This window comes from Amycolatopsis sp. NPDC051045 (genome assembly GCF_040682955.1).
Classification (GTDB): domain Bacteria; phylum Actinomycetota; class Actinomycetes; order Mycobacteriales; family Pseudonocardiaceae; genus Amycolatopsis.
This window is the reverse complement of sequence record NZ_JBFBCC010000004.1, coordinates 384,522-398,702: the sequence shown is the minus strand read 5'-3', so window position 1 is coordinate 398,702 and position 14,181 is coordinate 384,522. Positions and strand designations below refer to the sequence as shown.

At 70.3% G+C, this 14,181-nt stretch carries 13 protein-coding genes; 8 read left to right on the top strand and 5 right to left on the bottom strand.

Annotated elements, in window-relative coordinates; translation table 11 throughout:
• Positions 1–940: 940 nt before the first annotated feature.
• Positions 941–1,723: an NAD(P)H-binding protein gene (locus tag AB0M80_RS13030; RefSeq protein WP_364563029.1), complete on the top strand. Its 783-nt coding sequence runs from the start codon at positions 941–943 to the stop codon at positions 1,721–1,723.
• On the opposite strand, the gene AB0M80_RS13025 is transcribed toward AB0M80_RS13030, so the two are convergent.
• Entirely contained in the window at positions 1,716–2,294 is a 579-nt protein-coding gene (locus tag AB0M80_RS13025; RefSeq protein ID WP_364563027.1) for a hypothetical protein, read from the bottom strand. The genes AB0M80_RS13030 and AB0M80_RS13025 overlap by 8 nt on opposite strands.
• On the bottom strand, positions 2,291–2,641 hold the full coding sequence (locus AB0M80_RS13020) for a hypothetical protein (protein ID WP_364563024.1): 351 nt from the start codon (positions 2,639–2,641) through the stop codon (positions 2,291–2,293). Before AB0M80_RS13020 ends, AB0M80_RS13025 begins: the two co-directional genes overlap by 4 nt.
• Positions 2,642–2,951: 310 nt before the next feature.
• On the opposite strand from AB0M80_RS13020, the gene AB0M80_RS13015 reads away from it, so the two are divergent.
• Positions 2,952–3,869: a TauD/TfdA family dioxygenase gene (locus tag AB0M80_RS13015; RefSeq protein ID WP_364563022.1), complete on the top strand. Its 918-nt coding sequence runs from the start codon at positions 2,952–2,954 to the stop codon at positions 3,867–3,869.
• A gap of 16 nt (positions 3,870–3,885) precedes the next feature.
• Entirely contained in the window at positions 3,886–4,332 is a 447-nt protein-coding gene (locus AB0M80_RS13010; protein ID WP_364563019.1) for a limonene-1,2-epoxide hydrolase family protein, read from the top strand.
• 289 nt (positions 4,333–4,621) lie between these two features.
• On the opposite strand, the gene AB0M80_RS13005 is transcribed toward AB0M80_RS13010, so the two are convergent.
• Entirely contained in the window at positions 4,622–5,572 is a 951-nt protein-coding gene (locus tag AB0M80_RS13005) for a CapA family protein (protein ID WP_364563016.1), read from the bottom strand.
• Between the two features lie 126 nt (positions 5,573–5,698).
• Between AB0M80_RS13005 and AB0M80_RS13000 the strand changes: the two genes are divergently transcribed.
• The 5 genes from AB0M80_RS13000 (at position 5,699) to AB0M80_RS12980 (ending at position 11,026) form a co-directional block, all read left to right on the top strand.
• The gene (locus AB0M80_RS13000; protein WP_364563014.1) at positions 5,699–8,164 is read left to right on the top strand and encodes an endonuclease/exonuclease/phosphatase family protein; all 2,466 of its coding nucleotides are present in this window, start codon (positions 5,699–5,701) and stop codon (positions 8,162–8,164) included.
• Positions 8,165–8,302: 138 nt separating this feature from the next.
• A complete protein-coding gene (locus AB0M80_RS12995) occupies positions 8,303–8,887 on the top strand; it encodes a hypothetical protein (protein WP_364563011.1) in 585 nt (194 codons plus the stop codon).
• The gene (locus AB0M80_RS12990; protein WP_364563009.1) at positions 8,884–10,086 is read left to right on the top strand and encodes a putative T7SS-secreted protein; all 1,203 of its coding nucleotides are present in this window, start codon (positions 8,884–8,886) and stop codon (positions 10,084–10,086) included. Before AB0M80_RS12995 ends, AB0M80_RS12990 begins: the two co-directional genes overlap by 4 nt.
• Positions 10,086–10,655 (top strand): hypothetical protein, encoded by a 570-nt coding sequence (locus AB0M80_RS12985; protein ID WP_364563006.1) that lies wholly within the window; start codon positions 10,086–10,088, stop codon positions 10,653–10,655. The genes AB0M80_RS12990 and AB0M80_RS12985 overlap by 1 nt, the downstream gene beginning before the upstream one ends.
• On the top strand, positions 10,652–11,026 hold the full coding sequence (locus AB0M80_RS12980; RefSeq protein ID WP_364563003.1) for a YbaB/EbfC family nucleoid-associated protein: 375 nt from the start codon (positions 10,652–10,654) through the stop codon (positions 11,024–11,026). The genes AB0M80_RS12985 and AB0M80_RS12980 overlap by 4 nt, the downstream gene beginning before the upstream one ends.
• On the opposite strand, the gene AB0M80_RS12975 is transcribed toward AB0M80_RS12980, so the two are convergent.
• Complete coding sequence (locus tag AB0M80_RS12975) at positions 11,023–11,430, bottom strand: hypothetical protein (protein WP_364563000.1); 408 nt, start codon at positions 11,428–11,430, stop codon at positions 11,023–11,025. The genes AB0M80_RS12980 and AB0M80_RS12975 overlap by 4 nt on opposite strands.
• A complete protein-coding gene (locus AB0M80_RS12970; protein ID WP_364562997.1) occupies positions 11,427–14,156 on the bottom strand; it encodes an FtsK/SpoIIIE domain-containing protein in 2,730 nt (909 codons plus the stop codon). The genes AB0M80_RS12975 and AB0M80_RS12970 overlap by 4 nt, the downstream gene beginning before the upstream one ends.
• Between the last annotated feature and the right edge of the window lie 25 nt (positions 14,157–14,181).

Below are 14,181 nucleotides of genomic sequence, written 5' to 3'. Positions count from 1 at the left end.
CGCGAGCACCATAGCTGCAATCCGAAGTTTCCAAAAATGACGTCATGACCAGATCGAATGACGTCATGATCAAATCGATATCGGACAAAATCTCAGTCCGAGCATGGTTAATTCCGTCACTCGATCGGCTGGTCGTATTCTTCGCCCGATTAGGGGATGTGCGGGCGGCGTCGTGTGCGGGCTGTCGTAATGGTGTGCGGCTGTCGTATCTGTGTCACACGGAAGGGGGAGGAGGGCGGCACCATAGCCGCCGTGGTCGGTAACCGGCCTCCCATCCAGATGACCGGACACACATCCAGATGCCCGGTCCCATCCAGATATGGGTCGGATAGAGCGCATCACACCGCCCGCAGTCGGGATGCGGCATGTCAAGGTGCAGGCGGTGCCGCAAGAATCGTTTGTGGCGTGCCTGAAGCTCTGGAGCCGGGCGAGGACTTGACAAGACAGCCGGGGGGACGACGGCTCACGGCCTCGGAGAGGTCATCGTGGGATGGTGATGTCGCAAAGCCGGTCCCGGTCCTCGGCGCACTGGCGGCTTGGCAGAGCGCTCATGGCCAGCTCCGGGGGTCTCAGATGGGGTCTCAGTTCGTGCCCGTTCGGACGCGGTGCTGGTGTTGCAGAGGTCGCGTTGACCTGCGGGAATGTACCCGTTCGGACCACTCCGGACAGGTAGGCTCGGAACTCGAAATCGTGTGACGGCTAATCCCCGTCCGTGGGTTCAAATCCCACCGCCACCGCTCTCCACCGGACCCCCGGTCAGCCCAGCTGGCCGGGGGTCCGGTGCGTTCAGGCTGCCGGAGTTCGGCGAGTAGCGCTCCACCGTCGCGAACGCTTCCTGTGCGGGTTCGCGTCCGCCGATACCGAATCGCGTCCTGCGGTTGACTTGAAGTCCTCTTGAAGTGTGACCGTGGTCGGCACAAGCTGATCACCAGGAGCGCACATGACCGTTCTCGTCACCGGGGCCACCGGCCACACCGGACGGCACGTCGTCGCCGGGCTCAAGGCCGCCGGCGTGGCAACGAGAGTTCTCGTCCGGGATTCCGCGAAAGCGCCGGAAGGCGTCGATGTCGTCCAGGGCGACGTCACCGATCCGGCCCCCGCCGCCGAGGGGGTCGATGCCGTCTACCTGCTCTGGCCCTTCTTCACCGCCGACGGCATCGAGAAAGCCCTAAAACCCTTTGAAGGCAAGAAAATCGTCTACCTCTCCGCCATGTCCGCGGAAAGCGGGGGCGTCTGGGGAGACGTCGAGGCCGCTGTCGAAAAAGTCACCGACGACTGGACCTTCCTGCGCGTCACCGGGCTCGCCACCAATGCGCTCGCCTGGGCGCAGCAAGTCCGAACCGGCGTTGTCCGTGGACCATACGGGCAAGCGAAGCGGTCGGTCGTGCACGAACGTGACGTCGCCGACATGGCCGTCAAGGCGCTCACCGGGGACCACTCGACGCAGATCTACCTCGTCAGCGGCCCGGAATCCGTTGCGCAGGCCGAGCAGGTCCGGCTCATCGGTGAAGCGCTCGGCCGGCCCGTCGCCTGGGCAGAACAGCCGCCGGAAGAGGCGATAGCGCAGCTGGGTGCCGCCATGGGGGCCGAATTCGCGGCGAGTGCGGTGCACTACTGGGCGTCGCTCGTCGAGGATCCGGAACCCGTCTCCCTCGACTTCGCCCGGGTCACCGGGCATCCCGCGCGGCCCTTCGCGGAGTGGGCCCGCGAGCACTTCAGCTGAGCTGGACGACCGGGGTCGTCAACGGCTCCAGCTCGGCCGCCAGCCCGGTCAGCGCCGCGACCTTCTCCTGCACGGCCCGGACCACCGCCGTGCACGCGGCGCTGACCTCGCTCGCCACTTCGGCGGACCGGTCGCCCGCCAGCACCGCGTCGACGGACGCCGAGGCGGCCGAAGCGAGCGCGGACACCTGCGCCGCCGCGGACACCGCCAGCTCGTCCAGCCGCTCGGCGATCCGGACACCCAACGCGGCCGTCGAAGCGGCCGCGCGCGCCGCCGCGCTGTACTGACCGTCCACTGTGTCCGCCCACGTGCCGAACGTCTCGGCGCTGCCACCGTTTTCGGCGCGGTCGACGCCGGCGCGGAACTCCGCCTGCGCCGAGGTCACCACCAGCGCACCGGTGTCGACCGCCGAGGCGGACGTGCTGATCGACGCCGGTGAGCAGTCGAGGTGCCGCAGTGCCGCGACCGGATCCTGGACGCCCAGACGCCCGGCCGCCGCGCGCAACGCGGACAGCCGTGACGCCGCCGCCGTCAGGGCCGGGTGCTCGAAGACCTCGCCGACAGAGGTCACGGTGCCACCGCTAACCGCCCCCGGAAGCCGGTGCTCCGGGTGCTCTCCGCCGCCATGCGCAGCCGGCCCGCCAGGTCCGACGTCGCGTCGCCGAGGACGCGCGCCTCCGCTTCGCGGGCCGCGAGGGCAGCCGACCAGCGCGCCGCCAGTTCTCGGGCCTGCGGCGAAATGCCGAACGGCGTCGAATCGACGCGGGCTTCGGCGAACCGGCCCGCCGCCTTGTCGTCGGCGGCCGCCGCCTGGTCGAGCAGGTCGGCTCCGGCGCGCAGCCCGTCAGGCCTCTTCGGGGCCCCGGGGCGAAGCTCCGGGTTGGCACTGCGGATCCGCGAGCCTCTGCCTTCCGGCATGGGGACCTCCGTCGTCAAGGGCGCTCACCCGATCGTGGAAGATCTTGCCTCATGCGCTCCTGCCCGCCCGCATCGCGGTGACCTGCAGTGTTGAACAGCGTTTCACCAAGTGGACGTCTTGACCGCGAGGCGGGAAGAAGACGACCATGAGCACATGCCCGCCACCTCGGAAAGCACGCTGATCCGGGCCACCGAGCGGTCGATCGGGGAGGGCGTCGTGGAGCTCCTGCTGCGCCGCGGCCGCCTGGGTTCGCCGCCCGCCTGACGCGAACCCGGCGTCCGAATTCCCCGAATCCCTTGGAGCACAACCATGTCCGTAGATCTGCCTGCCCGGATTCAGCTGCGCGAGGCCGTCACGCCCGCGGATGGCATCGTCGAAGGCCCCCGAATCCTCCGGGAACCGCAGGAAAAGTTCGAAGGGTTCACCCTCCGCCCGCTCGGCCGGGTGATCGGCGCCGAGATCGACGGCGTCGACCTCGCCGAGCCGCTCACCCCCGAACTGCGCGAAGAGCTCAACCGCGCCCTGCTCGAGTGGAAGGTGATCTTCTTCCGCGACCAGCGGATCACCTCGGCGCAGCAGCGCGCGTTCGCCGCGAACTGGGGCGAGCTGGAGACCAACCCGTTCATCCCGCAGGGCGACGACGACCACGTCACGCGCTTCGAACGCACCGCGGCCATGCCCGGCTACGAGAACATCTGGCACGTCGACGTCACCTGGCGGCCGAACCCGGCGCTCGGCTCGGTGCTGCGGCTGATCGAAGTGCCGCCCGTCGGCGGGGACACGATGTGGGCCGACATGGCCGCCGCCTACGACAACCTGCCCGAAGACGTCCGCGCCCGCATCGACGGGCTCACCGCGGTGCACGACTACCTCCCCGGTTTCGACCGGTTCTCCGACCCGGCGCTGCTCGCGCAGTGGCAGGACCGCTTCCCGCCGGTGGAGCACCCGGTGGTCCGGACGCACCCGGAGACCGGACGGCGCACCCTGTTCGTCAACCAGGCGTTCACCACGCACATCGTCGGATGGGACCGGGCCGAGAGCGACCGGCTGCTGCGGTACCTGTTCCTGCAGGCTCACACGCCCGAATTCCAGGTCCGGTTCAGCTGGCGGCCGAACTCGGTCGCGTTCTGGGACAACCGCGCGACGCAGCACTACGCGGTCAACGACTACCACCCGCACGTCCGGATCGCGGAGCGCGTCGCCATCGCGGGCGATCGGCCGTTCTGAGCCTTAGCCTGGGGGCATGACCGAAGACCCCCAAGCAGTGGTGACCGGTTTCCTCAAGGCGCTCGAAGACCTCGACATCGACCGCGCGCTGACGTTCGCGGCGAGCGACATCGTGTACCAGAACGTGCCGTTGCCGCCCGCCCGCGGCATCGCGGCGGTCGAAAAGCAGCTGCGGATGCTCGCCCGGTTCGGCTCCGGGTTCGAGGCGCGGACGCACCACATCGCCGCGGACGGCAACGTCGTGCTCACCGAACGCACCGACGTGCTGCGCCGCGGCGCGTGGGAAGCGGAGTTCTGGGTGTGCGGCACGTTCGAGGTCGAGGCGGGCCGGATCGTGCTCTGGCGCGACTACTTCGACTGGACGACGGTCCTGGCCGCGAGCGCGAAGGGCGCCGGGCGGGTCGCGCTGGCCGGCGCGCGCACGCTGCTCGGCCGCTACAAGGGGAGGCAGGCGGTGCGCTAGACCCGGTGCTCGCCGCGGTCGTGGTCCCGAAGGTCCACGACCGCGGCTATCCCCAGCACCAGCACGAACACGCAGCTGAGAACAATCAGCCCCCACATGATCGTTCTCCCTCCCCCCGTGTCGTGCCGATCGAGAGCTGCCGGGAGTGGTCTGTGCCACTTTCCGGCGGCTCACGCAGACCGTACCTCCGCTTCACGCCGGTTGTTCCGGTCCTTGACCTGCATTTAAGGCAGATGCGCCGGATGGGTGACAAGCCGGTGTCCGACTGTCACAGATTGCGCGCAATCCGTTACACACCAACAGATATCGATGCGATTCCGCTCTGGACGGTCACCCTGGTGGAGCGCAGGGCCGAGACTTCCGCGACGTACCGCAGCACCTTGTCCGCTTCGTCTCCTGCGAGTGGCTCGCACTCGTTGTCGGCGTTCCGCCGCACCGGGATGAGCTCGAGCCGGGGTTCGTCGCCGAACATGCAGCCGGCCAGCAGCCCGTCGACGTGCCGCCCGCGCATCGCCGGCCGGTCGAACACGAGGTTGCCGAGGCTGTAGAGGATCGGCCGGCCGCGGTACACCTCGACGGCCTGGAGGGTGTGCGGCCCGTGCCCGGCGACCAGGTCGGCGCCGGCGTCGATCGCAGCACGCCCGTAGGCGACCTGGTACTCGGTCAGATCGGGCCCCGGCAGGCCCCAATGCATGGAGACGACGACGTGGTCGTTGCCGGCCTTCGCGCGCTTCACGTCGGCGACGAGCCGGTCGAGGTGCTCGGGCACCGGCGTGGTGCGGACCAGCGGCGGGCGGCCCGGGATCTCCGCGACGTGGGGATCCGGCTGGTACGCCGTGGTCGCAAACGCTTGCGCTACCCCCGGGGAGGGTTGGCTGTAGGGACGGCGAAGTGAGCTGTATGCGAGGAATGCGACCTTTTCGCCGGACCGCTCGAGCACCGCGGGTGCGTGCGCGGCGTCGAGGTTCGCGCCCGCGCCGCAGTGGGCGATCCCGGCGTGGTCGAGGACCGCGAGGCCGGCCAGCACCGCGGCCGGCGGGTGGGCGGCGTCGTTGGCGCACGAGACGACGTCGATGCCGGCCGACTTCAGGGCTTCGGCCATCGCCGCGTCGAGCGGTCCCTCGAAGTTCACGAACCGGAGATCAGCGCCCTCTAGCAGCGGGTTCAGTCGCTCGAACGCGGTCGAGGGCGTGGTGCGGCCCTGGATGTTGACGTCTCCGCCGAGGACGAGCGTGATCACGAAACCTGCTCTGCCGAATGAGTGACGACGAAAGTAGTTGTTACCAATCGTTGCATCTTTGTCTTCCTCCTCCTCACTTGTTCGGGGGACTATGCCACGACTGTTCAAGCACAAAGGGGACTCAGGGTGACCAAGACCCACAGATCCAAGGCGGCCTTCACCGTGGCCGTCGCGTCGGGCCTGGTGCTCGGGGGCATGGCCGCACCGGCCGCGCTCGCCGCACCCAGCGCCGACGCGGTCATCGCCGAGGTCTACGGCGGTGGTGGCAACGCCGGAGCGACGCTCACCAGCGACTTCGTCGAGCTCGCCAACCGGGGAGCGGCGGCCGCGAGCCTCGCCGGCTTCAGCGTCCAGTACCTGCCCGGCTCGGCCAGCCCGTCGAGCGCCTGGCAGGTGACGCCGCTCACCGGCAGCGTCGCGCCGGGTGGGCGCTACCTGGTGGCCGAGGGCAAGGGCTCCGGCGGCACCGTCGCGCTGCCCACGCCGGACGCGACCGGCGCGATTGCGATGTCGGCCACTGCCGGCACGATCGCCCTCGTCTCCGGTACCGCCGCGCTGACCTGCAAAACCGCCGCGGACTGCGCCGCCGACGCCCGGGTCAAGGACCTCGTCGGGTTCGGCACGGCGACCGTGCGCGAGGGCAACCCGGCCGCGGCGCCGTCGAACACGACGTCCGTCGCGCGCGGCACCGCGCTCGCCGACACCGACGACAACGCCGCCGACTTCACCGCCGGCGAGCCGACCCCGACCAACACCGCGGGCGAGTCGACCGGCGGGGACCCCGGCCCGGCGCCGACCCCGGCGAAGATCCACGACATCCAGGGCACCACGCGGATTTCGCCCTTCAAGGACAAGAAGGTCTCCGGCGTCACCGGTGTCGTCACCGCGACCCGGACGTTCGGCTCGATCCGCGGGTTCTGGCTCACCGATCCGAATCCGGACACCGACCCGCGCACCAGCGAGGGCCTGTTCGTCTTCACCGGCTCGACGAGCCCGGCCGTCGCGGCCGGCGACGCGGTGACCGCGACCGGCACCGTCCGGGAGTTCTACCCGGACGCGCCGGCGACGTCGAACTACCAGTCGCTCACCGAGCTGAGCAGTGCACAGTGGACGATCGACTCGCACGGGAACGCCTTGCCCGCGTCGACCGTGCTGAACCCCGACACCGTGCCGGTGACGTACGCGCCGTCGCCCGGCGGGAACATCGAGCCGCTGACCCTGGAGCCGTCGAAGTACGCACTGGACTTCTGGGAGGCGCACGAGAGCGAGGTCGTGAGCGTCACCGACGCCCGCGTCGTCGGCCCGACGAACTCGTTCAACGAGCTGTACGTGACGACCAAGCCGGACCAGCACAAGTCCGTGCGCGGCGGCACCGTCTACCTCGGCTACGACCAGCTGAACAGCGGGGTGCTGAAAGTTCAGTCGCTGATCCCGTTCGCCGAGCGGCCGTTCCCGAAGCTCAACGTCGGTGACCTGCTGACCGGTACCACGTCGGGCCCGGTCGAGTACGACGACTTCGGTGGTTACACGTTGCTCGCCAGCGTGCTCGGCACCGAAAAGGACAACGGGCTCCAGGGCGAGACCACGCGCAAGCAGCGTTCCGGCGAGCTCGCTGTCGCGACGTACAACGTCGAGAACCTGTCCCCGGTGGACACCCAGGCGAAGTTCGACCGGCTCGCCGACGCCATCGTGACGCACCTCGCGACGCCGGACATCGTGAACCTGGAAGAGATCCAGGACAACACGGGCCCGGCGGACGACGGCGTCGTCGCGGCCGACCAGACGCTGCAGCGGTTCACCGACGCCATCGTCGCGAAGGGCGGCCCGCGGTACCAGTGGCGCGAGATCGACCCGGTGAACGACACCGACGGTGGCCAGCCGGGCGGCAACATCCGGGTGGCGTTCCTGTTCAACCCGGCCCGCGTGTCCTTTGTGGATCGTCCGGGTGGGACGCCGACGACCCCCGTCGGCGTGGTGCGCGACCACGGCAAGGTGCACCTGACGGCGTCGCCGGGCCGCGTCGACCCCGCCAACGAAGCGTGGACGACCAGCCGGAAGCCGCTCGCCGGCGAGTTCGTGTTCAAGGGCCGCACGGTGTTCGTCATCGCCAACCACTTCAACTCGAAGGGCGGTGACCAGCCGACGCACGGCCGGTTCCAGCCGCCCACGCGCAGTTCCGAGGTGCAGCGGGCGAAGCAGGCCGCGGTGCTGCGCGGGTTCGTCGACCAGCTCATCGCGGCGGACCGCAACGTCAACATCGTCGTGGCGGGCGACCTGAACGACTACCCGTTCTCGCCGGCGGTCCAGGCGCTCACCGCGGGTGGCGCGCTGAAGGACCTGATCGCGTCGGTGCCCGAAGCCGAGCGGTACAGCTACGTTTTCGAGGGCCAGTCGCAGGTGCTGGACCACATCCTGGCGTCGAAGGCCCCGCGCGGGATCGATTACGACGTCGTCCACATCAACGCGGAGTTCGCCGACCAGGCCAGCGACCACGACCCGCAGGTGGTCCGGTTCCGGCCGAGCGCGGGCAACGTGCTCCTGGACGGGATCAACGACCTGCTCGACTACCTCGAGCAGCTCTGCGGGAAGTAGTTCCCCTGCGGAAAGGGCCACTTCCGGGTGCATCGCCCGGGAGTGGCCCTTCTGCTGTGCACCCCTTCGGGTGACGACGAAACCGCGGAGCGTTGACGGCCGTCCTACGGTGGACAGGACCACAAGGGGAGGGGTGGCGTGGACGGGTATGCGGTGAAGGTCGACGAGCTGGGCAAGCTCATCGACGACCTCGGCACGGCGGCGGACAAGATGGCCGACGCCAACAAGAAGCTCGGCGGCGGTGGGGCGTTCGGCTCGCTCGGAACGGCGGAGCTGGGCAAAGCGGGGGTGGAGTTCGAAGAGGCGTGGAGCTTCGGCATCGGGCAGCTGGGCGAGACGGCTTCGGGGGTGACGGAGCGGCTTCGAGTGGCGAAGCAGAAGTACGAGCAGATCGAGGCCCAGTTCGGCGGTGAGCTGGGGAAGTTCGGCTCGGCGGTGCTCGGGGACGGGCCCCCGGATGGAGGCACGGGCGCGGTGCGGGGGAACCACCCGCTGATCGAGCGGCCGGCCGAGGGGCCGGTGGGTGGTGGCTATACCGGCGGGGTGCCGGGGATCGACAACTTGGCCGAGCGGACTGATCCGGGCGCGGACCTGGGCGAAGGGCCGGTCGGCGGCGGGTACACCGGCGGCGTGTCGGGCATCGATGAGCAGGCCGAGCCCCGGAACCCAGGTCAGGTGCCCGGCGGCGGCATCACCGACGTCCTGAACGGCCTCGACCGATGAGCGCCCGCGACTTCCCGGCCCTGGGCTTCGACCCGGCGCCCGGCGACCTCGACGGCATCACCGACCTGGCCGGCAAGTACCGCGCGGTGAGCGACGACCTGACCGAGGCCGACGACTCGCTCCGGGAGATCGTCCGGAAGCAGGGCATCTGGCAGGGCGAGGCGAGCGAGGCGTTCGCCCGGCGCATCGGCCCGCTGCCGGAGTACCTCGACGACGCGGCCAAGTCGATGAGCCGAGCCGCCGACGCGCTCGAACAGTGGGCTCAAAGCTTGGGCGACCTGCAGAAACGCGCGGCCGATCTGGAAGCGCGGGCAGCGGCGGCGGCCCAGGCGGCCGAGCAGGCGCGGGCGAACCCGGACCTCGCGCTGGCGAACCGGACGTTCCCGGACCAGCAGTCCCTCCAGATCGCCCAGCGCTTGCTGGACAACGCGGGTCAGCAGCTCCAGACCGCGGTCGACGGCTGCCAGAACATCCAGGACGCGGCGGAGCAGCTGCAGCAGGAGCACACGGACGCCGCCGGCCGGGTCGCCGAGCAGCTGCGGAAGGCGAAGGAGCTGGCGCCGGACGAACCGGACCTGCTCGACAAGCTGGCCGACGCCGTGGGCGGGGCATTTGCCGACTTGTCGAACACCCTCGCGGACGGCGTGGACGAGGCGTGGAACTTCGTCCAAGACCACGCCGAGGTGCTCTCCAAAGTCTCGGACGTGGTCGGTGACATCGGCAACGGGCTCGGCGTGCTGAGCGACGTGCTCCCGCCGCCGGCCGGTGAGCTCACGAGCCTCGTCGCCACTACTTTCGGCTTGGGTGCACTTGGTGGGCACGCTGTCGCCAAGGCAGCCGGAGCCGACGTGGCACCCGAGACCTTGATCTTCGACGCGGCGGGTGCGGTGACTTCGCTCGCCGGGATCAATCCCATGATGCCCGACAGCGTGCTCAAGGTCGCCACCTATGGTGCGCTGGCCGGCCAGCTGGGAGGCGAAGCGGCGCAGGGAGATGATTTCGAGAGCCCGTGGGACGACTTCAAAAACTACTGGGTTCCCAAGGACATGGGCCAGGCTGCGGCGGTCGTCGGCACGCTCGTCGCCGGGCCCGGACCGTGGGCCGTGGTCGCGGTGACCAACGCGGCCGATGCCGGGATGCAGGCCGACAACGCGCCGGACCGCCGGCGTGCGCGGGCGGAAGACGAGGTGTGGAACTGATGCCTCTGCAAATCGACCTGCCGCCCGGGTTCGCCGGCATGCCGGTGGGCAGCGACGACAAGCTCAACCGCGGGCACGCCTGGATGGTGGCCGAAAACCTGGCCTCCGGGACGAGCGTCGAACAGTTCGGCAGCTACCTGATGGCCCTGGTGCCGACCATGCAGGCCAACGGCATCCGCGTGTTCGGCAAGTTCGCCGTCGGCCCGCGGAAGGGTGACGTCGCCACCCTGACGCTCGGCGTGGCGCAGTGGCCGGACACCGCGCCCGGCAGCCGGGACGCCCTCGTCGCCGCGATGGCCGAGCAGTACCGCAGCCGCCACAAGCGCGCGGTGGTACAGCCGGTGCGGCTGCCGATCGGCCCGGCGATCGTCGCCATCAGCGGTGGTGAGTTCCACCTGCCCGACGGCGACGTTCGCGCGCAGATCACGGCCGAATACCAGATCCCGTTGCCGGACGGCCGGTCCGTGGTGATCCTGTCGGTGGTCGCGGAATCCGAGGACGCCTGGCCCGCCGTCGCCGAAGCGACGGCGAAGGTGGCCTGGAGCCTTCGGAACGGGGAGACCGCATGAACAACGCCCAGCTCATCGAGGAAATGCGCTGGCAGCTCAAGCAGATCGAAGACCGCAAGGCCGAGAACCAGCGCCTGCTCGCCGGAATCGCCGGCAGCGGCCACACGACCGTCGTCTCGCCGGATCGGAGCGTGACCGTGCTCGCCGGGCCCGGCGGGGTCGTCAGCGAGGTGCGGCTCGCGCCCGAAGCCATGCGGCTCGACGCCGTCACGCTCGGCCGGACCATCACCGCCGCCATCCGCGAGGCCGTCGCCGCCGGGGCGAAACCGAGCGTCCGGCAACCGCCGCCCCGGCAGGCAGCGCCGCCGCCACCGCGCAGGCAAGCCCCGGCGGACGACGACGGCCCCTACGACACCGTGTTCGACGTCTAGGCCGGCGGCGGCTGCTCGCCCCGCTTGGCCGCCGCCCGCTTGGCCCGCCAGCCCAGCCCCAGCACCGCCTGCACCAGCTCCTGGTAGCTCGGCTTGACCTCCTGGAGGTACCGCTCGAGGTAGGCCGCCCGCGCCGTCGGTACCGGGCGCGGCTCGTCGCCGGGGTCGAGCCAGGGCAGGCCCTGGATGTTGTGCAGCGCCATCTTCCACCAGCGCGTCGCGCGTTCGGCCGCCCTCGCCTCGCGCTCGGTCGCCGCTTCGATCGCGGTCTGCGCGGCCTCGATCTCCCCTTCCAGGGCCTCCGCGCGGGCCAGTTCCCACGCCCTCAGGTTCTCCGCCGAACCCCGCGAGAGGGCGATGATCTCCTTGTACCGCATGGCCGCGGTGGCGCCGTCGTCGGTCATCGGTCGTTCTCCGGACGCTGGAACGGGATGATCACTTCGGGTGCGCCGTGGGTGGTGCGGTCGAAGAACAACGCGCGGCCGGGCCGCGGCGACCAGTGCACGACCTGACCCGCCGCGAACGGCGACAGCTCGTTGCCCTGGACGTCCAGCGCCGCCCACGTGCCGATGTCGTCGGTGCCGGCGAAGCCCAGCGTGTCCTTCAGCCGGGCGACGCTGCGCCACCAGCCGATCGTGTGGATGCCGTGGCCCGGCCCTTGTTTCAGGACCACCCGCAGGTGGTCGAGCCCGCTCTTCAGCTGCCCCACCGCCTTGGTCTCCAACGCCGGCAGGGCCGCGTCGACCCCGTACAGCAGCAGCACCTTCGCGCCGCCGCGCATCGAGCCGGTCATCGACTCCAGGACGCCGGTCAGGTCGTCCACCAGCGAAGCCGCGTGGCCGTCCGCGCGCAGCCGCTCGGTCAGCTCCAGCGCGGCCGGGGCGCACGCCTCGATCGGGCAGCTCAGCACGAACTCGACTTCCCCCGGTTCGTACTGCCGCGACAGCGACCGCGCTGACGAGTCCATGATGGACAGTGCCTCGGCCGTCGCCGACCCGAGCACCGCGACGTTGCGGCCCGGTGCCCGCGGCAGGTCGACGCCGCACGCCGTCTCGGTGACGTCGATCGACTGGCCGAGCAGGGCGCGCGGCTTCGAGTTCGGCTTCAGGTCGAGGTACGCCGGGAACTGTTCCAGGACCGGCGAATGCGCGCCGTCGAACAGGCGTGGCCGCGGGAAGTGGCCCGCGTACTCCTCCCACAGCCGGTGCTGCAGCCGCACGAACACGTTCTTGCTGCTCGCGTCCGGGATGTGGGCCACCTGGTTGCCGTGCGCGACGCCGGAGTCGTGGTTGATCACCGCGTGCCACTTCGGCGCCGAGACCGCCGCGTTGTTCGTCTCGGCCAGCACGCGCCGCGCCTTCGGCATCGCGATCCGCAGCGTGCACTGCTCGAACACGGCCGGCTTGCCCCAGAACGCCTCGATGCCGGCGACGTCCTGGCTGGCCAGCACCAGGTGGATGCCCTGCGACCGGCCGCGCCGCGCGATGTCCTCCAGCAGCTGCGTGGCCGCGGCGGTCACCTGGTCGCGGCCGGCGAACAGGTACTGGAACTCGTCGATCACCGCGACGATCCGCGGCCAGTGCCCGCCCGGATCGGCCTCGCGGAGGTCGGCGAGGTTGGTGACCTCGTGTTCCTTCGCGGCCGCGGACCGGCGGCGCAGTTCGTCGGCCAGGAACCGCAGCAGCGCCAGGCCGAACTCGCGGTCGGTGTTGACGTTGACGCCGACGAGCCGTGCGTGCGGCAGCCAGCTCGCGTCCTTGCGGCCCGGTGCCAGCCCGGCGAACGAGACACCTTCCTTGAAGTCCAGCAGGTACAGCGCCAGCTCTTCCGGGGTGTACCGCGCCGCGAGGCCGCCGAGCAGCGCGTAGAGGAAGTTCGTCTTGCCCGAACCGGACGGGCCGCCGATCAGCGCGTGCGGGCTCGCGTCGCCGATCACGACTTCGATCGGCTCGCCTTCGAAGAACCCCACCGGAGCCCGGAGTTCCCGGGCCGAGTTCTCCTGGCCCAGCTCCGCCGGCAGGAGGTCGTCGAACGACCGCGGCCCGCCCTGTTTGGCGATCAGTGCCTTGGCGATCTTGTCGACGGCGCGGATCACCTGCGCGGACGGCATCGCGGGATCGAGGTCGACGACCAGGTCGGTGCCGGTCATGCTGCTGATCGCGTGCTTGTCGTCGAGCAGGCTGAGCGTTTCGACGGGCGCGCTCACCGCGGTCGGCACGTCGACCATGATCAGGCAGATGCCGGCGGCCAGCGCGCCGCTCGCGACGCGCTTGAGGTCGCGGGCGCGTTCGGGCTCGAGCGTTTCGCCGTTGCCGTAGAGCACGACGACGCGGAACGGCTCGCCCCGCTGCTGGGTCGCCTTGCGGATCTCACGCAGCGACGTGTACCCGGCGGCCATGCCGGTGGAGTGGATCCGGCGGATGTGCCCGGCCAGCTCGTCGAGGAGGTCCTCCAGCCGGCCGGGGTCGTACAGCGAGAGCGCGCTGGTGTGGCTGAGCGGGTAGAGGTCGGGCAGGATCGCGGTCAGCTGCCCGATGTCCCACAGGTGCACGCGCACGGCGCCCGGCTCGAACGTCGAGAGCACGCGGATCAGCAGGTTCTGCACGATGCCGTCGATCGCGGACCGGGTCTTGGGTGCGGACGTGATCGCCAGGTGCGACTCGTCGAGCAACGGGACGGCGACGTCGAACGTGCGGGTGGCGTCGCCGCCGGCGGCCGTGGTGGAGCCGACGCGCCACAGCCCCGGCGACGTCAGGCCGGGGTTGTGCCCGACCGTGCCGAGCCAGTCACCCGGTGGCAGCCCGGCCGGGCCGGGTGCGTTCTGCGCGACCAGGTCCCGCAGCGTGGCGGGACCTTGGCTCCAGTCGGTGTAGAAAGCGCTTCGCACACTGCCGAGCGCGGCGAACACCTCGTGGGCGGCGGGGTGGCGGGACCATTCGTTCTGCTGCTCGGCACTGGCGTGGTTCATGCCGACCTTGACGATCTCCTGCTCCAGCTGGAGTTTGGCGAGATCGGCCTCCGCGGCTTGGCGCGCTCCGGCCGCCGCACCCAGTACCAGGCCGATCTGGTGGCGGACCCGGTCGAGTGCGGTTTCGACGCGGTTGCGTTGCTCGGCTGACTTGTTGGCCATCGGCGTCCCCAAGAAAGGTGTCCCC